Genomic DNA, 18202 nt, shown 5'->3' on the forward strand with positions numbered 1-18202 from the left:
AAGGACAATGCCATGGTGGTTTACAGCTTTTTCGTGAAAGGGGATCAAATTTTTGCTCTCAATACCTCATCACCTGATTTCGAGGCCAGGCAGAAACATTTTTTGGGCAAAGGGTACGCAAAGCAGTTTGAAGAATTGGAAGCCCTGTCCCCAGAGGCCGCCGTTATCAGATTTAAAGACATCAAAGATGAGGAGCGCAAAACAGAACAGGCTTTTTCTACAGGCGCTGTATTTACCTCGCTGATAGATGTTTTGTTGAAAAAGGGTTGATTATTCACAGCAAAATAGGTAACCGATGCAACTATCAGAACCGAAGATAATACTGAAAAAAAAACCGCAATTCAGATGGTGGTGTTTTTTCTCTGCACCACGCCAAGGCCTCACCCCTCTTAATATAGAAATAAACCTAACCGAAAACCCACTCCCTATGAATCACGAACACACCGCCCAGAACAAATTAACATACATTAAACAAAAAATTAACATACAAAATACAAACAAAACAAGAAAAAAATAATCAAATAATATATTATTTATATATAACAAATAATTACTCAAAATCAGTCAGTCATAATCCTGTCTAAATTAAAACAAAAAACCATAAAGAAACAAAATTAAAGAATTTAAATCTAATTTGTCTTATCATTTTGGTTTATAACTCCAAAGAAGGGATTGTAAATGATACTCTCTTATAAATCAAAGTAAACCTCACCCTAGGAGCAACCTTATGAGTTACGTTAAAAAACATACCCTTCTCATCATTTCAGCCTTATTTATTTATACCAGCACTGTTCAGTGCAAGCATATTTATGCAGGTTACAAAAAGAACCGGAAGCTTTATGTTCGGAACATTTTATTATGAGCTTCTTGATTGGACTACAGATGATAGTACCCCCAACCCATGCTATGACAACCCAAAATGCACAATAATGATCACCAGCTCTCACAACACTATGGGCAATGCCGATCAAAGCGATGGTTTCTGGCAGGGAAGAACGTATCCCTGGATATCCAGTTCAATGACAATGGGTATTTTAGGTCAAAACTTCAAAAAATTCGTAGGCATACCTCGCACTGGCAGTTTCAATTACGCCAATATAATTGGCGGCAACGGTTGCGTAGGTTTTTTCTATAAGACAGGAAAATTCATGGATATTGATGTACTAAGGCTGCCCGGTTCTATATGTGCGATTCCACCGGAAGAAACAAACGCCTGTGAAATAAAAACCCCTCAATTAACGCTGAATCACGGTGTCTTGGCCCCAGAGCAGTTGAATAACAATACTGTCACCGAATCGTTGTTGCTTTCCTGCAACCAAACGACAAACATACAGCTCTATATCAGCGAAAATACAGGAGGAGTCAGGCTTCGTAGCGACGGTAGTTTATTTTCGAACCTTAAACTCAATGGCCAGCCGGCAAACAAAGGTATTGCCCTGCAGGTTGGACCAGCCGGCACCAGAGTACAAGTCAGTTCTGTATTAAGGACGGTAGGAAACGTTGAGGCAGGTCCTTTCCAGGGTAGCGCAGTGGCGCTGTTGGCACTCCCCTGAACATCTTACGCAATGTATTTTTCATTATGCCAACCGGATACCTGCCTCACACCCAACTCGTGATAGTTCGCCTTATTGATACGGCGGGCCTGGCAGCGGCGGTCTTTACAACGCCCGCGTATACACCCGTGAAGCCTCGCCCCAGGGGTGATAACCCAATCCGTTAAAGGCAAAATCCTGTTTTTCGTAGAAACCCTCAAGATCGGTGCACAAATGCAGTTGCGGGAACCCCATCTTGCGTGCCTCCTCCGCCACATGATTAATCAGCAACGAACCGTAACCGCGCCCACGGTGCGCTTCTTCCACATACAGCGCACACAGCCAGGGGTACAACTCGCCGCGGCTGATAAAGTCATTGGTGATCAACCCTGCACAACCCAGGATATCGTGGTTATCCATCAGCAAATACCACTGCGGCAGCGGATTGGCTGCGCCAATGCAGCGGGTAATGGCATCTTCATACATCATCAGGGTGTCTGGCGAAGCCCATTGCTGCTGGAAATAGCGAATCGCTTGTTGTGCAAACTCAGGTGATTGACGCACCGAAATCATGTTCATATCCGTTCCTGTGATTATTTTTCCTGCTTGAACCGGTCTAAAATTATGCAGTAACAGAGGCCGGCTAGCACGGTCTTTATTATAGAAATCAGCCGGATGTGCGGATAACATGGCGGCACTGCCCAACGATTCGGCAGTGTTTTTCCCAAACAGGAGTCGTTATGACGCAAAATATTTATGACAATCAGGCCTTCTTCGACGGTTATGCCCAACTCAGTCGCTCGGTAAACGGGCTGGACGGCGCGCCGGAATGGCCGACTATCCGCAGCATATTGCCGGACTTGCACGGCAAGAAGGTGGTCGATCTCGGCTGCGGCTACGGTTGGTTCTGCCGCAGCGCACGCGAACAGGGCGCCGCGAGCGTACTTGGCATGGACCTCTCCGAGAAAATGCTGAACAAAGCGCGGGAAATGACGCAGGACGCCGGCGTTGAATACCGCCGGCAAGATCTGGAGCAGCTTCAACTGCCGCCGGCATCCTGCGATCTGGCCTACAGTTCATTGACGCTGCACTACATCGAAGATCTGGCCCGGCTGTTCGCCACCGTTTATCAGGCGCTGGCGGCGGGTGGGCAGTTTATCTTCACCGCCGAGCACCCGATTTATACCGCGCCGCAGCATCAGGGCTGGCTGGTCAATCAACACGGGCAAAAATCCTGGCCGGTCAACGGCTATCAGCAGGAAGGGCGACGGACCTCCAACTGGCTGGCGGAAGGCGTCATCAAGCAGCACCGCATGCTCGGCAGCTATATCAACCTGCTGGTGCAACAGGGATTCGTCATCACCTATTTGAATGAATGGGGCCCTTCGGCGCAGCAAATCGCGGAAAATCCGGCATTGGATGAAGAAAAAGAACGCCCGATGATCTTTATCCTGGCCGCCCATAAACCCACCTGATTATTCTCTCTCGCAGTAAACCCTTAACACAGCCATTCTTGGGGAGGCCGCCTCCCCCCAACGTTTTATTCCGCCCCTGGCGGCTGCACCTTCTTGCGTAGAGCCCGCCAACAGCCGACTATACTTAAGCTTTAACCCCTTTGAACCGGAGAGAAAACAATGGCATTTACTGTCGGCGATTTTGTACAGCGCACTACCGGCGGCCCAAAGATGATCGTGGTGGCCATTGATGGTGACACGCTGGTCTGCAGTTGGAACGAACTGGGCACCGAGCAGCGTGCGGAAGTCCAGGCCAGCGATGTGGCGCTCTATCATGAAGACGGCGATTTCGGCGTATGTTGAACGGTCGGGGCGTAGCAGCGCCCCGCTAAGCTTTCAGGCGCGAATGTCCTGATAGTCCGGCGTGGTGTCGAATTCGTGTTTGGCGAACGGGCACAGCGGAATGATTTTACGGTTTTCCGCACGCATTTTCGCCACCACCCGCGCCACCAGCTTTTTACCTACCCCCTGACCTTTCAACACCTCATCTACCCAGGTGTGATCGATAATGGTTAATTTATCCCCGCTCGGCACAAAAGATATCTCGGCGATCGTTTTGCCCTGCTGATCGTTTATATAGAAACGTTTCTCATCTTCCAGAATGTTAAGTTCCACAGCCTTTCTCCTGATATTTAAATGCGTAATGGCCTGCTGTCACTAGAAATAACCTAGGGTTAGTCTAGTCTTTAATCAGTAACACAACATAATTCTGTAGTGGCTAAGGAGTTCAAAATGGGTGACGGCTCAAAAGACGGTGTTATTTTGCTATCCCGAATATTGTTGATGGTCCTGTTTATCATTTTTGGCTGGATGAAGCTGACCAGCTTTGGCGCAACGGTGAGCGCAATGGAGGGTTACGGTACCCCAATGCCGTATTTGGCGGCGATTATCGCCGTGGTGGTTGAGTTTGTTTTCGGCATCGCACTTATTCTCGGCATATTTACCCGCCCTATCGCGGTTATTTTCGCCGTTTATGTGCTCGGCACCGCTTTTATCGGCCATCCATTCTGGAAAATGACCGGGATGGAAATGATGGGCAATGAAATAAACTTCTTCAAAAACATCAGTATTATCGGCGGGCTGCTGCTGCTGGCAGTTACCGGCGCCGGGCGTTATTCACTGGACTATAAATTCTTTAATAAATAATTCTCCTCTGACAATGGCCGGTGGTGACGCTACCGGCCGTTTTCCTGACGCTCCCCTCTTCAACATGCCATGCTGCGCAAGAGATGCCCCCCGGTAAACATGCGAGAATTATCTGCAATCGTCGTCAACGAGTGAGGTTCTGTGCAGTTTTCGTTATACTGCAAACCATTATTGAGTGCCGCAAAGGAAGAGACCATGAGAATGCGCGAGCTGGAAATCCAGTTTCAAAATGCAATGAGTGAGTTGCAGGCCAGCTTCGAAAAGCAGCACCGTGAATGGCAGCAAAGCTATCAGGCTCTGCAACAGTTATTGGAAGAGTCCAAACAACGCGAAGCAGCGCTACATATGCAAAATGCTCAGTTGGTGCGCAAACTGAGCACCGCCAACTCGGTGCCGGAACAGCACGCGCTGGTGAAGCAAATAAAAATGCTGGGCGCACATCTGGATGCGTTGGCCAAAGACGCCGCCACCTTCAACCATCACCTGCGCAATCAACAGCGGGCAGCCGATAACTTCAGCGGCGAACAGCGTTGACCCCGGGCGCTGCAGCACAGCGCCTCCTGCCAAATACTGGCGCTCTGAGAGTGTAATAAATCATAAATGACCTGGATCATCATCGCAGCCCTGATCGTTGTATTTATTATTGGTTACCGCATTCTGACTTCAGACACCCGCAAAGCTATCGACTCGCTGGCCCACCTGCTGAAAGTTAAACCGATGCTGATTGAATCGATGATTCAGGAAATGGGTAGCCGCAACAGCCAGACTTTTATCCGTATGCTGAACAACGGTTACACCGAGGAGATGCACCAGGCGGCTTATCTGCTGTTTATCTATCTGACCTTTATCAAGCAGGCGAGCGACGAGCAAATCGCCCTGTGGCGTGAAACGCTGCTGCGCGCCGGGCTGTCGCCGGAGCTGCATGCCGAGCACACCGAGGCCGCGCTGTTTTACTTTGCCGATCTGGATATTGACGCGTTCGAACTGGCGCAGTTTCGCCGCGCCTACAATGAGCGCTTTAACCGCGAGGCGATCGCCAACGGGTGAGATACTCCCCCGCAGGCGGGGGATAATAGATTACAGGAACATGCTGTAGAGATAGCGCGAAAGCGCATCACGCGAGCTAAAGCCGTGTGGAATGCCATAACGCGTACTCGGGGCATCGCTGCTTAAATCCAGGGGGAATTCAAGGTACTGCTCGCTGGTGCGAATCGGCGAGGTCGGCGTGGCGAAATGCACGCTTTTCTCTTTCAGCGCAGGGTGGATCACCAGCGCAGTTCTGCCCATACGCGCTTCGCGATTCACATACACGTAGTGCTCACCCTTGCGGTAACCATAGGCTTGATCGGTGATATAATCACGTTCAAAGCCGGTATTCTCCAACACTCTAGCCACTTCATCCGGCCGTAAATACATCGATTTCTCCTCTCGTTCTGGACCGCTGAGCGACCTTACCGCAATCATGAGATGAAACAATAAATTTCTCGGTATGGATGTGGGTTTAGGAATAATCCTTAGCTAGGTATTTGCTCGGTTCTGCAACAACAACCGCAGCGTCAGCAAGGCTCCCAGAAATACCATCAAGGCTGCTGCCAGGTAGATCGATGGCACGCCCATCCGGCTCATCAGCAAACCGGCCAGCGGCCCGGTGATCCCCAGCGCCAAATCGAGAAACGCCGAGTAGGTACCCAGCGCGGTGCCCTGATTCTGCTGCGGCACCTGCTTCACCGCCTCCACCCCCAGCGCCGGAAACACCAGAGAGAAACCGGCACCGGCCAGCAACGCCCCGGCCTGCACCATCAGCGGATCATTGGCCAGCCAAATGAGCAACAGCCCCGCAATCTCAATCAGAAATGACGCCAGAGTGACCTTCAAGCCACCGTGACGGTTAATGGTGTGGCTGAAAATCAGGCGGATGCCGACAAAGGCGCAGCTGAACAGCGTCAGCGAGAACGCCGCCCCGCTCCAGCCCTTATCAGCATAGTAGAGGGTAATAAAAGTGGCGATCACGCCAAAGCCCACGGTGCCCAGCGCCAACCCCAGGCCATAGGTCCAGATGCGGCCAAGCACCGCACTGAAGGCAAGACGCTTGCCGGCGGAGATCGACACGTTCGGTTTACCGCACGCCAGCCACAGCGAAACCGCCACCGCCAACACGATCAGCGCCGCTACCCCGGTTAGCCCCCAAAGCTGATTGAGATAAACGCCGAGCGGCGCGCCGGCTGCCATCGCGCCGTAGGTGGCCACACCATTCCACGAAATCACCCGGGCGGTGTGCATCGGCCCCACCCGACCTATGCCCCACAGCGTGGAACCGGTGCTGGCAAAGCTTTCACCGACGCCGAGAAACACCCGGCCGACGCACAGCAGGATCAGACTCAGCAGCGGCAGGCCGTCGCACCAAAAAGCGATGGCATAAAACACCCCGCTCACGCCGCAACAGGCCAGCCCGAACAACACCACCTTTTTCGGCCCGAGTTGATCGGCATAGCGCCCGGCATGCGGCCGGCTGAAAAGCGTTGCGAAGTACTGCGCGCTGATGATTAACCCGGCCAGCACCGAGTTATACCCGAGATGGTTATGCACAAATCCCGGCAATACCGCCAGCGGCAAACCGATGGTCAGGTAGCAGACGAAGGTAAACATCACCACGGACAAGATCCGCCGGTTAAGCTGGAAGGTGTTTTCTTTGGCGCTGACTGCGGTCATCGAGGGCGGCTCGCATCAATACGGGGTAAGCAACAGCGTTCAGCATACCCCGGCGCGATCCGATCATAAATATGAGAGTTATAACGAATTATTATTTAACTAACCTTTTGCTGCCTGCGCCATTCGCTCGGGCTGACACCCTGGATACGCAGAAACTCACGGTTAAAATTCGATTTGGTGGTAAACCCGGCCCTTTGCATGATATCCGTCACCGGATCGTCACCGGCCAGCAGCCACTGCGCTGCCTGGCGAATACGCAGTTGGTTCACATACTGCGACACATTCATCCCCGTATGCCGGTTGATGGCCTGGGAAACGCGCCGCGCCGGCAAACCTGCCTTGCGCGCCAGTCGAGCCAGATTCAGCTCAGGCTCCAGATAAAGATCATCCTGCCGCAGCCGGTGTTGCACCAGACCGAACCACTCCGCCAGCCGCTCTTCGTCTTCCGCGACGCTGTCAGGCGGCTCCGGCACTCTTTCTGTCGGGGTTTCCGAAGACCGACTGCGGGACAGCACCAGACAAATGCTCAACGCCACCAGCAGGTTGTCGAAGGTCGCCAGCATGGCGGCATGTCGTCCCTCGAAATAAGCGAAATCGAGCACAATCACCCCTTCGGCCGCCGCTATCGCCACCAGCAATATCCCCAACCCGCGCCACAGCCGGTAGCTGAGCCAGCTTTCCGCCAGCGGCACCTGTTGCAACGCATTTTCGCCGCATCGCAGCGCGTACAACAGGGCAGCGCCGTAGCCGAGATCGGTGGCGACAATCAGTATATCCAGCCAGAACGGAGCCAAGACGCTTGCCAGCAGCGTCAGGCATAACGGCGTCAGGTGCCACAGCTCACGCCACCTCAGCCTGCCCTGAGTGCTGACAAGAAATGCCAGATAGGTCAGCGGCGGTATCGCCACCGCACCGAAGGGTTGCAACCCGTTGAACTGCGTCAGTCCATAGCCGTAACGCAGGCCTACCAGCAGGCTCTGCCAGGCGCATAACAACAACAACAGCTGAAACACCCAGCGCCGCGCCTGCGGCCGGCCAAGGCGGTACAGCAACCCCAGACACAGCAGGCCAAACAGAAAAGTGACAGGAATAAGCGGCATCGGCGACATCTTGTTGTCTTCATTCGGGATCTGCAGTGTAGGACCTTAAACCTGTTAAAACAATTATTTAACGACCCGGATCGCGATCGAGGTCGCCGGATTAAGCGGCAAATGCCAGCCTTCAGCGTATTGACATACATCTTGAGGAGTAAAAATGAAAAGAGCGTTGTTCCTGTGGTTACTGCTGTGTGGAATGGCGAACGCCGCCGCTTACCGGATCGCCACACACGATGAGGTATTTCAGACCGGTACACGCCAGTTAGCGAGCCGTATTTATTACCCGACCTCAGCCACCGGCACACCACAGTGGGTCGGGGAAAATCCGGTATTTACCGGTATCGAAAGCCAGCCGGATGCACCGGTGGCAAAGGGGCGCTTCCCGTTGATCGTGATCAGCCACGGCAGCGGCGGCAATAATGCGAGCCAGGCGTGGCTGGCGGCAGCGCTGGTTCAGCAGGGTGCCGTGGTAGTAGCGGCCAATCATCCAGGCAGCACCACCGGCAACTCAATTCCTGCGCTTTCCGCCCAACTGTGGCTACAGACCGGCGATATTTCCGCATTAATTGACGCCATGACCCACGATCCCCGCTGGCGCCAGTCAATCAATCGTCAGGCGATCGGCGTTATCGGCCACTCCAAGGGCGGCTACAGCGCCATTGCCGCCCTCGGCGGCAGGATCAGGTTGGCCGACTTTATCGCCGGTTGTCGGCAACGCGCTCAGTCACCTGATTGCCAGTTCTATACTCAGGCAAAGGTTGAACTGGCCCAACTCCCCGCCGGGCAGTTTGACGCCGACTACAGAGACCCGCGCATCCGCTTTGCCGTCGCCCTCGATCCCGGTATGGCCCCCTATCTGCTGCCAAGCAGCCTGCATCAGCTCGGCGCGCCGTTGCTGATCGTCGAGCCGCAACGCTATTTGCCAGGCAACCGGCAACAAAGCCTTGGCGGCGCGGCATTGGCCGCATATGCCGGGCGGCAGCCGATCCACGCGCTCAAGCTGACCGGCGGCAATCATTTTGATTTTCTGCCGCTTTGCCGACCCAACGGGCGACAAATACTGGAGGAAGAAGGCGACGGTGAAATGCTGTGCGCCGCTTCCGGCGAACAGCGCGAAGCGGTACACCGGCAAACGTTGGCGGCTATCCTGGCGTTTATCCGCCCGTGGCTACCCGCTCACGCAGGAAATCAATAAACGCCCGCACCTTTTCCGGTACGTGGCGAGTATTTGGGTACAACGCATAAATGCTCTGCGCGGGAAACTGGTGGTCCGCCAACAGCGCGCACAGCTTGCCTTCGGCGATGGCCGGTCGTACCAGCCATTCGGGCAACAGCGCCACCCCGGCACCATGCAGGGCAAATGCCAGCAGCGCGGCGGCGCTGTCGCCCATCAGCGTGGCGGCGTCTTCAACCTTGAACAGCATCGCCTGCCGTTGCGGGGTGATCACCTGCCAGCTCAGCGGCGAACTGAGGCGGCTGTGGGCGATCCACTGCGCCTGCGCCAGTTGCGTCAACGAGCCGACCGGGTGGCGGGCCAGATAATCCGGCGCCGCAACCGGCAGAATGGCAAAGCTGTCGATGAGCGCGGCACGGTGGCTGGAGTCCGCCAGTTGCCCCAGCCGAATAGCCACGTCGAACCGTTCCGAAATCAAGTCGGCATGATAAGAGGAAGAAACGTGCTGGATGCGCAAACGCGGATGCAACCGTGAAAATGCCGCCAGCGCCGGTACCACCACCTGAGCGCCGTATTCCGGTGTGGTGGTGATGCGCAATACGCCGCTCAATCCGTGGTGATCGCGGCGTACATCGTCCAGCACGTTTTCCGCATCCTGCAACAGCCGCAAACAACGCTGATAAAATCGCTCGCCGGCATCGGTCAGCGCCAGCCGCCGGGTACTGCGCACCAGCAGCGACACGCCCAGTTCGCTCTCCAACTGTTTGACATTGAAACTCACCACCGCCTTGGTTTGCCCGAGCGTCACCGCCGCAGCGGTGAAACTCCCGGCGTCCACCACCGCCACGAAAATAGCCAACCGTTGCAGGTTAAGCATGCTGCCGCCTTTATTGTCAAAATATTTTTGACAGTGTAATCGTCCTCAGCCGATTTATCCGCACTTTCGTCACCGCTACACTGCCAGCCTTCAACCGGAGGCTCCATGCCCTATCGCATCAAAGTCGCAATCGTCTATCTGCTCGGATTTTTCGTCGATCTGATCAACATGTTTATCGCCAACGTCGCCTATCCGTCCATCGGCCATGCGCTGCACGCCTCGGTCAGCGAACTGGCCTGGGTCAGCAACGGCTATATTCTCGGTCTGACGCTGGTGATCCCACTCAGCGCCTGGCTGGCGCAGCGCATTGGCGGGCGGCGGGTATTTTTACTGTCGCTGACGCTGTTCATGCTGGCGACCGCAGCGGCGGGCTATGCCGGCTCAATCGGCGAGTTGATTGGCTGGCGGGTTATACAGGGCATGGGCGGCGGGCTGCTGATCCCCATCGGCCAGACGCTGACTTATCAGCTGTATCGCAGCCATGAACGCGCCGGGCTTTCCGCCGCCATTATGCTGGTCGGCCTGCTGGCTCCCGCACTGTCACCGGCGCTGGGCGGGTTGATTGTCGACAGGCTCGACTGGCGCTGGGTATTTTTCGCCAACCTGCCGCTGGCGGCCCTGGCGCTGCTGCTGGCCGCACTTTGGCTGCGCGCTCAGGCCCCAGATCCGCAGCGCAAACCGCTCGACGTCCAGGGGCTGCTCAGCGCCTGCGCCGCCCTGACGCTGATCCTGCTTGGCCTGACTCGATTGGGGGAGGCCGACAACCTGTTGCAGGGCTTACTGTTACTGGCAGGCGGCGCGCTGGTGCTGGCCCATTACCTGCGGCGCAGCCTGCGCATCGCCAAGCCGCTGTTAAATCTGCGGCTGGTACAGGAGCCGCTGCTGCGCACCTCGATGATGATTTATCAGTGCATTCCCGGCCTGTTTATCGGCGTTAGCCTGATCGCCATGCTGTATTTGCAAAATCAGCTGGGCATGCGCGCCGCGCAGGTCGGCGGCCTGATGCTGCCCTGGTCGCTGGCCTCATTCCTTGCCATCACGTTGACCGGCAGGAAATTCAACCGCTTTGGCCCACGGCCGCTATTTATTGCCGGTTGCCTGTTGCAGGGGCTGGGTATTCTGGCGCTGTCGCAAATTGCTCACGCCGGGGATCATGGATGGCAAATCAGCGCCTTTGCCTTGATGGGCTTTGGCGGCAGCCTGTGCAGCAGCACCGCACAAAGCAGCGCGTTCCTGCATATCGCCGATGAGCAGCTGGCCGATGCCAGCGCGCTGTGGAATATCAATCGCCAACTCAGTTTTTGCCTGGGTGTCGCGTTGCTCAGCCTGTTGCTCAATCTGCTGCTTGAGCATTTACCGCCGATTGTCGCTTATCGAAGCTGTTTTTACCTTGCCGCCGCCAGCACGCTGATCCCGCTGCTGCTGTGTCTGCGCATCGCTAACCGCGCCATCGTGCGCCGTCTCAACGCTCAACAGGAAATCTCATGAACCGATATTTTACCGAAGTGATCGACGCTCACGTCGCTATTGAAAACTGGCTGGAAAAAGGAGCGGGAGATGAGCAGGCGCTGCTGGCGCGCTTTGATCCGGCCTTTAGCATGATTGCGCTGAATGGTGGCAGGTTGGATTTCACCGCATTGTGCGCATTTTTCCGCGCGCATCGCGCTGCCAAACCGGGCCTGGAAATCACAATAGAAGAGATGGCGCTAGTGGCCGAATGGCCGACGGGGGCGGTGGTTAGTTATCGCGAAAGGCAAACGCTGCCCGGACAGGCAACCACACTGCGTAACTCAACGGTCGTATTTGAACAGACCCAAACCGGTCTGGGCTGGCGGCATCTGCATGAGACCACCCTCGCGCAATAATCACAGGAAGCCGTCGGCCAGGAACAGTTCCCAGGCGACGATCAGCCCGCACAGGGTGACGGCGCTGAAAATCACTTCAAACAGATAGCGATTAATCATCATGAGATAGCCCTCAAAGAAAACACCCGGCGGACCGGGTGTCTGAATACTGGCTGGATCATGCGGCGCCATCAGGCCCCGCATTTTCACTCAATTAAGCGGCTGGAGTAGCGGCTTTTTTGGCAGCTTTGTGGTGTTTTTTAGCGGCCTGAGCTTTCTGCACTGGCGCTTTGTGGTGTTTTTTAGCAGCCTGGGCTTTCTGCACTGGTGCTTTGTGGTGTTTTTTAGCAGCCTGGGCTTTCTGAGCTGGCGCTTGTTTGGTGGCTTTGTGGTGCTTTTTAGCAGCCTGAGCTTTCTGAACAGCGGCTTTTTTGTGGTGTTTTTTAGCGGCCTGAGCTTTCTGAGCTGGGGCTTTTTTGTGGTGTTTCGCTTTCTTGTGATGCGTCGCTTTAGCTGGTGCTTTCTCAGCAGCAGCAGCGGCCGACGCAGCGGTAGTAGTGGTGGTGGTTGCAGCCGGAGTGGTCGTTGCTGGAGCAGCAGCTGCAGTATCAGCAGCGAAAGCAACAGAAGACAGACCCATGGTAGCAGCAACGATCAGGGCTAATACTTTTTTCATCTTTAAATCCTCAGAGTGTTTTTTCGGTAAGCCCTGTTGGGCCGTTGAAACAGATACTAGAGGAATCGATGAGCCGCTTCCGTGAGTGATTGGTTTCGCCGCGTAACCAAATGTACAAGCGGTAACGCGAGCAATGAGCCCCCATCCGCGCGCGGTTTTTTCCGTGATCGCCAACACAGTTTGAAAAAGGGTCTACACTTAATAGACATGTGTCGAAACGGAGAGTCGAATGTTTAGGAAATCTGAAAAAGTAGAACGCGACATCGATCAGGACGTCACCCTTCTGGCAGACACGCTGGATGAGGTGCTACGCGAATCCGGTGACAAGACCAAAGAGGAACTGAGAGAGCTGCACAGCAAGGCAAAAGGCGTATTACGCGATGCCCGTGCCCGCTTCAATGGTTCCAACAGTCTGACACAACACGCACGCGACGCCGTCGATCAAGCCGACAGCTATGTACGTGACAAACCTTGGCAGGGCGTAGGGATCGGGGCCGCTGTTGGCATCGTCCTCGGCGTTCTGTTGGCCCGGCGTTAACACCCCTTGCAGTCATAAAGATAAAACAGATGTGCGTCTGGCCCACGGGAAACCGTGGGCCGTTTAATTTCCGCCGTTGAATAACCTGGCCAGTCTGGCCACCGCCCGTTCAGCATCCGTCCGCTGCGTGAAGTTGGCAAAGCCCATTAACAGCCCCTCTCCTGAAGGGTGAGTTATCTGCCAATCCGACAACGCCTGTAGCGACAGCCCTTCCTCCCAGCCGCGCTGCGCCAGACGCTTATCCTGCCCCGACGACGTTGTCAGGCGAGCCAACAACTGAATGCCGCCCGCCTGCGATGCCACCGCAAGATGCCGGCTCAACTGTTGCTCGATCGCCTGCGCCAACCATTCACGCCGCTGACGATAGATAGGCCGCATTCGCTTCAAATGGCGGTAAAAATGCCCCTGATTGATAAAATCTGCCACGCCGGCTTGCATCAACGGCGGGCAACCGCAGCCCCGCAGCCGGCTGCTGTGGCTAAAGGCCTCCACCAGTTCGGCAGGCACCACCAAATAAGCCATCCGCAACGCAGGAAACAGGGTTTTGCTGAAGGTGCCGGCGTACAGCACCCGTCCCTGACGATCGAGGCTTTTCAGCGGCGGCAGCGGCCGGCCGTGATAACGGACCTCACTGTCATAGTCATCTTCAAGGATCCACGCCGCGCGCTGCTGCGCCCATTCCAACAGCGCCACACGCCTGGCCAGGCTGAGCGACACGCCCAGCGGGCTTTGATGCGTCGGCGTCAACACCGCCATGCGTGCGCCTGGCGCGGCGCTAATACCGGCGGTGATATCCATCCCCTGATCGTCAACCGGCACCGCCACTGGCCGCATGCCGGCGGCGCGAAACAGCGGCAGCGTCACCGGATACCCCGGATCCTCCAGCCACACGTCATCACCCGGTGTTAACAAGGTGCCGATAACCCGATCCAACAACGCCTGATAACCGGCGCAAACGAAGACCTGCTCCGGCCGGCAATTGATGCCCCGAGAGAGATGCAAATAATTGACGATGGCCGCACGCAGTTCCGGCAGGCCATTGGTAGGCGGATGCGCCAGCGATGCCGTGGTACCGGTACGCAGCTGGCGAGCGACAATTCGCTGCCACAGCGCGCGCGGAAAGACGTCCAGCGCCGGTAGCCCCAGTTGAAACGGCGGCATCATTCCGTTCGGATGCAGCGAGTTCGGTACCACCGCCGGCAAGGGTTCCGCCACCGGCGCGGCGCGTACCGGCAGGTTAGGTAGCTGCGGTGAAACATAGGTACCCGCCTGCCCCCGGCTCTGCAAAAAACCTTCGGCAATCAGCTGAGCATAGGCGCTTTCCACGGTAGCACGCGCTACGCCCAGATCGCTCGCCAATCCACGCACCGAAGGCAGCCGGCTGCCCGCAGTCAGCGCCCCTTGCGCAATAGCGTCTTTAATACGCAGATAAATCTGCCGGTACAGCGGCTCGGCAAGCTGGTTATCCAGCCGCAAGGAGGAAAGAAATTGACGCATCATGGCCCGGTTAAATAATCATTTTATGGCCCTATAGCATAGTCCATGTCGCCGCTAAAGTAGCCCCCATGATTTTGCTATCCGCTAACCGAGGTTGACCATGATTAAGCAACGATTGAAATACGCCGAACTCTCTGCCGCTCCCTACAAAGGCCTGGTAAGCGCGCTGATGGCGCTGGAGAAAGGCGCACTGGACAAGGCGACTATTGAGCTGATGTTTATGCGCGTCTCCCAAATCAACGGCTGCGCCTTCTGCCTGGAGATGCACGGCAAGGCGCTGCGCGAGAGCGGCATCAGTAACGACAAACTGGACCAACTGGCGGGCTGGCACGTCAGCAATGCATTTAGCGAGCGCGAACGCGCTGCGTTGGAGTGGGCGGAGTCCGTGACCCTGATCGCCACTACCGGCGCGCCGGATAGCGCATTTGAGGCGTTGCAGGCGCACTTCAGCGACGCAGAAATTGCCGATCTGACCTTCGCTATCAGCATCATGAACGCCTTTAACCGTTTGGCCGTCAGCATGCGTCAGTAACCAGACTGCACTTCCCCTCTCCTTGCGAGAGGGTTCTCCCCCACCGGAATACCCTCGAAATAAATTTCACGCCCCCAGATCCAGCCCCACTGCGGCCTTAACGAAAAAATCATCAAAACACCATATATAGCGTGGTTGATAAATAAAAAATCAACATATAGTATTCAGCTTATCCGGTGTCGGTATGATTTGTCGCTGGGTAACGCCGTCAGAAACGCCGTTCAATGCTCCGTTATCTGACCTTTCCGCCTTTCCTTCAGCTTAAAAGGTAAATGCGAATCATGAGCATTATTATTTACAGTAAACCGGACTGTGTCCAGTGCAACGCCACCTATCGCGCCTTTGATCGACAAGGCATTGACTATCAGGTGATCGACCTCACTCAGGATCAACAGGCGCTTAGCCATGCTAAATCTCTGGGTTATCAGCAAGTTCCGGTGATTATCGCCGGTGACGATCACTGGTCAGGTTTCCGGCCCGACAAGATTGGCGCCCTGGCTCACGCCCTCGCGTCCTGAGGCCCACCATGCACCCGTTGGTTTATTTCTCCAGCAGTTCGGAGAACACCCACAGGTTCGTTGAAAAACTGGGCTTGCCGGCGATGCGCATTCCCATCGCCGGCGCCCGCAGCAAATTGCTGATGGAAGAACCCTATATCCTGATTGTGCCCAGCTATGGCGGCGGCAGCGCCGTGGGGGCCGTGCCGATCCAGGTGATCCGTTTTCTCAACGATCCGCAGAATCGCTCATACCTGCGCGGCGTTATCGCCGCCGGGAATACCAACTTCGGCGCAGCGTACGGCATTGCCGGCGACATCATCGCCAAAAAATGTCAGGTGCCTTTTCTTTATCGCTTTGAGCTGCTCGGCACCACGCAAGACGTTGCAAACGTTCGACAGGGAGTAACCGCATTTTGGCAACGACAGAACTGACCAGGCCCGCCAGCGGCGCGCTGGATTACCATTCGCTCAACGCGATGCTCAATCTTTATGATGCCGAAGGCCGTATCCAGTTCGATAAGGATCGGCTGGCGGCGCGGCACTATTTCCTGCAGCACGTGAATCAGAACACCGTGTTCTTTCACAATCTGGAAGAGAAGCTGCGTTATCTGGTGGAGGAAGGCTATTACGAACAGGCGGTGCTGGCGCAGTACGACTTCAGCTTTATCAAACAGCTGTTCCAGCAGGCCTACGCCAAAAAATTCCGCTTCGAGACCTTCCTCGGCGCCTTCAAGTACTACACCAGCTATACGCTGAAAACCTTCGACGGCAAACGTTATCTGGAACGTTACGAAGACCGCGTATGCATGGTGGCGTTGACGCTGGCTGCGGGGGATACCCGGCTTGCGCAGGAACTGGTGGAAGAGATGATTTCCGGCCGTTTCCAGCCGGCGACGCCAACCTTCCTCAACTGCGGCAAACAGCAGCGTGGCGAGCTGGTTTCCTGCTTCCTGTTGCGTATCGAAGACAATATGGAGTCGATCGGCCGGGCGGTGAATTCCGCGCTGCAATTGTCGAAACGCGGCGGCGGCGTGGCGTTTCTGCTGACCAATATTCGTGAGGTGGGCGCCCCCATCAAGCGCATTGAAAACCAGTCTTCCGGCGTCATCCCGATCATGAAAATGCTTGAGGACGCCTTTTCCTACGCCAACCAGTTGGGTGCACGTCAGGGGGCCGGCGCGGTGTATCTCAATGCGCACCATCCCGACATCCTGCGTTTCCTCGATACCAAGCGCGAAAACGCCGACGAGAAAATCCGCATCAAGACGCTGTCGCTGGGGGTGGTGATCCCGGATATCACCTTCGAGCTGGCCAAAAACAACGAAGAGATGTACCTGTTCTCGCCTTACGACGTTGAGCAGGTGTATGGCGTGCCGTTTTCGGAAATCAGCATTAGCGAAAAATACCGCGAGATGGTGGATGACAAGCGCATCCGCAAATCGCGCATCAATGCACGCGAGTTTTTCCAGGTGCTGGCGGAGATCCAGTTTGAATCCGGCTACCCGTACATGATGTTCGAAGATACGGTCAACCGTGAGAACCCGATCGCCGGGCGCATCAATATGAGCAACCTGTGTTCGGAGATTTTACAGGTCAACCGCGCCAGCACTTATCACGATGACCTGAGCTATGATCGGGTGGGCAAGGACATTTCCTGCAACCTCGGTTCGCTGAACATCGCCAAAACCATGGATGCGCCGGACTTCGGCAAAGCGGTCGACACCGCAATTCGCGCGCTGACCGCCGTGGCCGACATGAGCGATATTCGCTCGGTACCATCGATCGCCGAAGGCAACCGCAGCTCGCACGCCATTGGCCTGGGCCAGATGAACCTGCACGGCTATCTGGCGCGTGAACGCATATTCTACGGTTCGGAAGAAGGCATCGACTTCACCAATATCTATTTCTATAGCGTGGCTTACCACGCCATCCGCGCCTCAAACCGGTTGGCAATCGAGCGCGGCAACGCGTTCGAAGGCTTTGAGCATTCCACCTACGCTTCCGGCGACTACTTCACCAAATATACCGAACGGGAATGGCTGCCGCGGACCGAACGGGTGCGCGCGCTGTTCGCCGATGCCAATATCGCCATCCCAGGCCGTGAAGAGTGGCTGGCCCTGCGCCAGTCGGTAATGATGCACGGGTTGTATAACCAAAATCTGCAGGCGGTGCCGCCGACCGGCTCCATTTCCTATATCAACAATTCGACCTCCAGCATTCACCCGATCGTGTCGCGCATCGAGATCCGCAAAGAGGGAAAAATTGGCCGCGTGTACTATCCGGCGCCCTATATGACCAACGACAACCTGGAGTATTACCAGGATGCCTATGACATTGGCCCGGAAAAGATTATCGACACCTACGCCGCCGCCAGCCAGCACGTCGATCAGGGGCTGTCGCTGACGCTGTTCTTCCGCGATACCGCCACCACCCGCGATATCAACCGGGCGCAGATTTACGCCTGGCGTCAGGGTATCAAAACCATTTACTACATCCGCCTGCGCCAGATGGCGTTGGAAGGCACCGAGGTGCAGGGCTGCGTGTCCTGCGCGCTGTGAGGCAAACTT

Annotated in this window: 23 protein-coding genes; 15 read left to right on the forward strand and 8 right to left on the reverse strand. The window is 55.6% G+C overall.

What is annotated here, in order from left to right; genetic code table 11:
• Nucleotides 1–12: 12 nt before the first annotated feature.
• Both SERAS12_RS19425 and SERAS12_RS19430 read left to right on the forward strand, forming a co-directional pair.
• The gene (locus SERAS12_RS19425) at nucleotides 13–270 is read left to right on the forward strand and encodes a hypothetical protein (protein WP_013814203.1); all 258 of its coding nucleotides are present in this window, start codon (nucleotides 13–15) and stop codon (nucleotides 268–270) included.
• A 569-nt stretch (nucleotides 271–839) separates the two neighbouring features.
• Nucleotides 840–1553, forward strand: a complete 714-nt coding sequence (locus SERAS12_RS19430) for a hypothetical protein (RefSeq protein ID WP_013814205.1) — start codon at nucleotides 840–842, stop codon at nucleotides 1551–1553.
• A gap of 105 nt (nucleotides 1554–1658) precedes the next feature.
• Here the strand turns inward: SERAS12_RS19430 and SERAS12_RS19435 are convergent, their stop codons facing one another.
• Nucleotides 1659–2111, reverse strand: coding sequence for a GNAT family N-acetyltransferase (locus SERAS12_RS19435; protein WP_013814206.1), 453 nt, complete (start codon nucleotides 2109–2111; stop codon nucleotides 1659–1661).
• A gap of 161 nt (nucleotides 2112–2272) precedes the next feature.
• On the opposite strand from SERAS12_RS19435, the gene SERAS12_RS19440 reads away from it, so the two are divergent.
• Nucleotides 2273–3007 (forward strand): bifunctional 2-polyprenyl-6-hydroxyphenol methylase/3-demethylubiquinol 3-O-methyltransferase UbiG, encoded by a 735-nt coding sequence (locus SERAS12_RS19440; RefSeq protein ID WP_013814207.1) that lies wholly within the window; start codon nucleotides 2273–2275, stop codon nucleotides 3005–3007.
• Nucleotides 3008–3166: 159 nt separating this feature from the next.
• Nucleotides 3167–3349: a hypothetical protein gene (locus tag SERAS12_RS19445; protein ID WP_006327415.1), complete on the forward strand. Its 183-nt coding sequence runs from the start codon at nucleotides 3167–3169 to the stop codon at nucleotides 3347–3349.
• 33 nt (nucleotides 3350–3382) lie between these two features.
• On the opposite strand, the gene SERAS12_RS19450 is transcribed toward SERAS12_RS19445, so the two are convergent.
• On the reverse strand, nucleotides 3383–3661 hold the full coding sequence (locus SERAS12_RS19450; protein WP_013814208.1) for a GNAT family N-acetyltransferase: 279 nt from the start codon (nucleotides 3659–3661) through the stop codon (nucleotides 3383–3385).
• Nucleotides 3662–3778: 117 nt separating this feature from the next.
• On the opposite strand from SERAS12_RS19450, the gene SERAS12_RS19455 reads away from it, so the two are divergent.
• From SERAS12_RS19455 to SERAS12_RS19465, 3 genes are all read left to right on the forward strand, one after another.
• Entirely contained in the window at nucleotides 3779–4192 is a 414-nt protein-coding gene (locus tag SERAS12_RS19455; RefSeq protein WP_004953687.1) for a DoxX family protein, read from the forward strand.
• A 195-nt stretch (nucleotides 4193–4387) separates the two neighbouring features.
• Nucleotides 4388–4726 (forward strand): MbeD/MobD family mobilization/exclusion protein, encoded by a 339-nt coding sequence (locus SERAS12_RS19460; protein ID WP_013814209.1) that lies wholly within the window; start codon nucleotides 4388–4390, stop codon nucleotides 4724–4726.
• Between the two features lie 66 nt (nucleotides 4727–4792).
• On the forward strand, nucleotides 4793–5239 hold the full coding sequence (locus SERAS12_RS19465; protein ID WP_004953697.1) for a DUF1198 family protein: 447 nt from the start codon (nucleotides 4793–4795) through the stop codon (nucleotides 5237–5239).
• Between the two features lie 30 nt (nucleotides 5240–5269).
• On the opposite strand, the gene SERAS12_RS19470 is transcribed toward SERAS12_RS19465, so the two are convergent.
• The 3 genes from SERAS12_RS19470 to SERAS12_RS19480 all read right to left on the reverse strand — a co-directional run bounded on the left by SERAS12_RS19470 (nucleotide 5270) and on the right by SERAS12_RS19480 (nucleotide 8010).
• Nucleotides 5270–5608 (reverse strand): DUF2002 family protein, encoded by a 339-nt coding sequence (locus tag SERAS12_RS19470; protein WP_013814210.1) that lies wholly within the window; start codon nucleotides 5606–5608, stop codon nucleotides 5270–5272.
• A gap of 102 nt (nucleotides 5609–5710) precedes the next feature.
• A complete protein-coding gene (locus SERAS12_RS19475; protein WP_013814211.1) occupies nucleotides 5711–6901 on the reverse strand; it encodes an MFS transporter in 1191 nt (396 codons plus the stop codon).
• A 95-nt stretch (nucleotides 6902–6996) separates the two neighbouring features.
• Nucleotides 6997–8010 carry an AraC family transcriptional regulator gene (locus SERAS12_RS19480; RefSeq protein ID WP_013814212.1) on the reverse strand — a complete coding sequence of 338 codons (1014 nt, stop codon included), beginning with the start codon at nucleotides 8008–8010 and terminating at the stop codon, nucleotides 6997–6999.
• Between the two features lie 145 nt (nucleotides 8011–8155).
• On the opposite strand from SERAS12_RS19480, the gene SERAS12_RS19485 reads away from it, so the two are divergent.
• Nucleotides 8156–9193 carry a dienelactone hydrolase gene (locus SERAS12_RS19485; RefSeq protein ID WP_013814213.1) on the forward strand — a complete coding sequence of 346 codons (1038 nt, stop codon included), beginning with the start codon at nucleotides 8156–8158 and terminating at the stop codon, nucleotides 9191–9193.
• Here the strand turns inward: SERAS12_RS19485 and SERAS12_RS19490 are convergent.
• Nucleotides 9153–10049 carry a LysR family transcriptional regulator gene (locus SERAS12_RS19490; RefSeq protein WP_013814214.1) on the reverse strand — a complete coding sequence of 299 codons (897 nt, stop codon included), beginning with the start codon at nucleotides 10047–10049 and terminating at the stop codon, nucleotides 9153–9155. The genes SERAS12_RS19485 and SERAS12_RS19490 overlap by 41 nt on opposite strands.
• Nucleotides 10050–10154: 105 nt before the next feature.
• On the opposite strand from SERAS12_RS19490, the gene SERAS12_RS19495 reads away from it, so the two are divergent.
• Nucleotides 10155–11537: an MFS transporter gene (locus SERAS12_RS19495; RefSeq protein ID WP_013814215.1), complete on the forward strand. Its 1383-nt coding sequence runs from the start codon at nucleotides 10155–10157 to the stop codon at nucleotides 11535–11537.
• Nucleotides 11534–11914 carry a DUF4440 domain-containing protein gene (locus SERAS12_RS19500; RefSeq protein WP_013814216.1) on the forward strand — a complete coding sequence of 127 codons (381 nt, stop codon included), beginning with the start codon at nucleotides 11534–11536 and terminating at the stop codon, nucleotides 11912–11914. The genes SERAS12_RS19495 and SERAS12_RS19500 overlap by 4 nt, the downstream gene beginning before the upstream one ends.
• Before the next feature lie 193 nt (nucleotides 11915–12107).
• Here SERAS12_RS19500 and asr read toward each other — a convergent pair whose 3' ends face one another.
• On the reverse strand, nucleotides 12108–12569 hold the full coding sequence (asr, locus tag SERAS12_RS25815; protein WP_071880463.1) for an acid resistance repetitive basic protein Asr: 462 nt from the start codon (nucleotides 12567–12569) through the stop codon (nucleotides 12108–12110).
• Nucleotides 12570–12798: 229 nt separating this feature from the next.
• On the opposite strand from asr, the gene SERAS12_RS19515 reads away from it, so the two are divergent.
• Nucleotides 12799–13107 (forward strand): YqjD family protein, encoded by a 309-nt coding sequence (locus tag SERAS12_RS19515; RefSeq protein ID WP_013814218.1) that lies wholly within the window; start codon nucleotides 12799–12801, stop codon nucleotides 13105–13107.
• 63 nt (nucleotides 13108–13170) lie between these two features.
• Here SERAS12_RS19515 and SERAS12_RS19520 read toward each other — a convergent pair whose 3' ends face one another.
• A complete protein-coding gene (locus SERAS12_RS19520) occupies nucleotides 13171–14607 on the reverse strand; it encodes a PLP-dependent aminotransferase family protein (protein ID WP_013814219.1) in 1437 nt (478 codons plus the stop codon).
• A gap of 97 nt (nucleotides 14608–14704) precedes the next feature.
• On the opposite strand from SERAS12_RS19520, the gene SERAS12_RS19525 reads away from it, so the two are divergent.
• The 4 genes from SERAS12_RS19525 (at nucleotide 14705) to nrdE (ending at nucleotide 18193) form a co-directional block, all read left to right on the forward strand.
• A complete protein-coding gene (locus SERAS12_RS19525; RefSeq protein WP_013814220.1) occupies nucleotides 14705–15136 on the forward strand; it encodes a carboxymuconolactone decarboxylase family protein in 432 nt (143 codons plus the stop codon).
• Nucleotides 15137–15417: 281 nt separating this feature from the next.
• On the forward strand, nucleotides 15418–15654 hold the full coding sequence (nrdH, locus tag SERAS12_RS19530) for a glutaredoxin-like protein NrdH (RefSeq protein WP_013814221.1): 237 nt from the start codon (nucleotides 15418–15420) through the stop codon (nucleotides 15652–15654).
• Nucleotides 15655–15662: 8 nt separating this feature from the next.
• Nucleotides 15663–16067: a class Ib ribonucleoside-diphosphate reductase assembly flavoprotein NrdI gene (gene nrdI / locus SERAS12_RS19535; RefSeq protein WP_004953744.1), complete on the forward strand. Its 405-nt coding sequence runs from the start codon at nucleotides 15663–15665 to the stop codon at nucleotides 16065–16067.
• The gene (nrdE, locus tag SERAS12_RS19540; protein WP_013814222.1) at nucleotides 16049–18193 is read left to right on the forward strand and encodes a class 1b ribonucleoside-diphosphate reductase subunit alpha; all 2145 of its coding nucleotides are present in this window, start codon (nucleotides 16049–16051) and stop codon (nucleotides 18191–18193) included. The genes nrdI and nrdE overlap by 19 nt, the downstream gene beginning before the upstream one ends.
• The last annotated feature ends 9 nt before the right edge of the window (nucleotides 18194–18202 follow it).

Origin of the sequence: Serratia sp. AS12, from assembly GCF_000214195.1 — a bacterium.
Taxonomy (GTDB): Bacteria; Pseudomonadota; Gammaproteobacteria; order Enterobacterales; family Enterobacteriaceae; genus Serratia; species Serratia plymuthica.

What these genes read in the sequence shown, in the direction of transcription:
- SERAS12_RS19425 (WP_013814203.1), top strand. Translation starts at nt 13, where the DNA reads ATGGTGGTTTACAGCTTTTTCGTGAAAGGGGATCAAATTTTTGCTCTC.
- SERAS12_RS19430 (WP_013814205.1), top strand. Translation starts at nt 840, where the DNA reads ATGTTCGGAACATTTTATTATGAGCTTCTTGATTGGACTACAGATGAT.
- SERAS12_RS19435 (WP_013814206.1), bottom strand. Translation starts at nt 2,111, where the DNA reads ATGAACATGATTTCGGTGCGTCAATCACCTGAGTTTGCACAACAAGCG.
- SERAS12_RS19440 (WP_013814207.1), top strand. Translation starts at nt 2,273, where the DNA reads ATGACGCAAAATATTTATGACAATCAGGCCTTCTTCGACGGTTATGCC.
- SERAS12_RS19445 (WP_006327415.1), top strand. Translation starts at nt 3,167, where the DNA reads ATGGCATTTACTGTCGGCGATTTTGTACAGCGCACTACCGGCGGCCCA.
- SERAS12_RS19455 (WP_004953687.1), top strand. Translation starts at nt 3,779, where the DNA reads ATGGGTGACGGCTCAAAAGACGGTGTTATTTTGCTATCCCGAATATTG.
- SERAS12_RS19460 (WP_013814209.1), top strand. Translation starts at nt 4,388, where the DNA reads ATGAGAATGCGCGAGCTGGAAATCCAGTTTCAAAATGCAATGAGTGAG.
- SERAS12_RS19465 (WP_004953697.1), top strand. Translation starts at nt 4,793, where the DNA reads ATGACCTGGATCATCATCGCAGCCCTGATCGTTGTATTTATTATTGGT.
- SERAS12_RS19470 (WP_013814210.1), bottom strand. Translation starts at nt 5,608, where the DNA reads ATGTATTTACGGCCGGATGAAGTGGCTAGAGTGTTGGAGAATACCGGC.
- SERAS12_RS19475 (WP_013814211.1), bottom strand. Translation starts at nt 6,901, where the DNA reads ATGACCGCAGTCAGCGCCAAAGAAAACACCTTCCAGCTTAACCGGCGG.
- SERAS12_RS19480 (WP_013814212.1), bottom strand. Translation starts at nt 8,010, where the DNA reads ATGTCGCCGATGCCGCTTATTCCTGTCACTTTTCTGTTTGGCCTGCTG.
- SERAS12_RS19485 (WP_013814213.1), top strand. Translation starts at nt 8,156, where the DNA reads ATGAAAAGAGCGTTGTTCCTGTGGTTACTGCTGTGTGGAATGGCGAAC.
- SERAS12_RS19490 (WP_013814214.1), bottom strand. Translation starts at nt 10,049, where the DNA reads ATGCTTAACCTGCAACGGTTGGCTATTTTCGTGGCGGTGGTGGACGCC.
- SERAS12_RS19495 (WP_013814215.1), top strand. Translation starts at nt 10,155, where the DNA reads ATGCCCTATCGCATCAAAGTCGCAATCGTCTATCTGCTCGGATTTTTC.
- SERAS12_RS19500 (WP_013814216.1), top strand. Translation starts at nt 11,534, where the DNA reads ATGAACCGATATTTTACCGAAGTGATCGACGCTCACGTCGCTATTGAA.
- asr (WP_071880463.1), bottom strand. Translation starts at nt 12,569, where the DNA reads ATGAAAAAAGTATTAGCCCTGATCGTTGCTGCTACCATGGGTCTGTCT.
- SERAS12_RS19515 (WP_013814218.1), top strand. Translation starts at nt 12,799, where the DNA reads ATGTTTAGGAAATCTGAAAAAGTAGAACGCGACATCGATCAGGACGTC.
- SERAS12_RS19520 (WP_013814219.1), bottom strand. Translation starts at nt 14,607, where the DNA reads ATGATGCGTCAATTTCTTTCCTCCTTGCGGCTGGATAACCAGCTTGCC.
- SERAS12_RS19525 (WP_013814220.1), top strand. Translation starts at nt 14,705, where the DNA reads ATGATTAAGCAACGATTGAAATACGCCGAACTCTCTGCCGCTCCCTAC.
- nrdH (WP_013814221.1), top strand. Translation starts at nt 15,418, where the DNA reads ATGAGCATTATTATTTACAGTAAACCGGACTGTGTCCAGTGCAACGCC.
- nrdI (WP_004953744.1), top strand. Translation starts at nt 15,663, where the DNA reads ATGCACCCGTTGGTTTATTTCTCCAGCAGTTCGGAGAACACCCACAGG.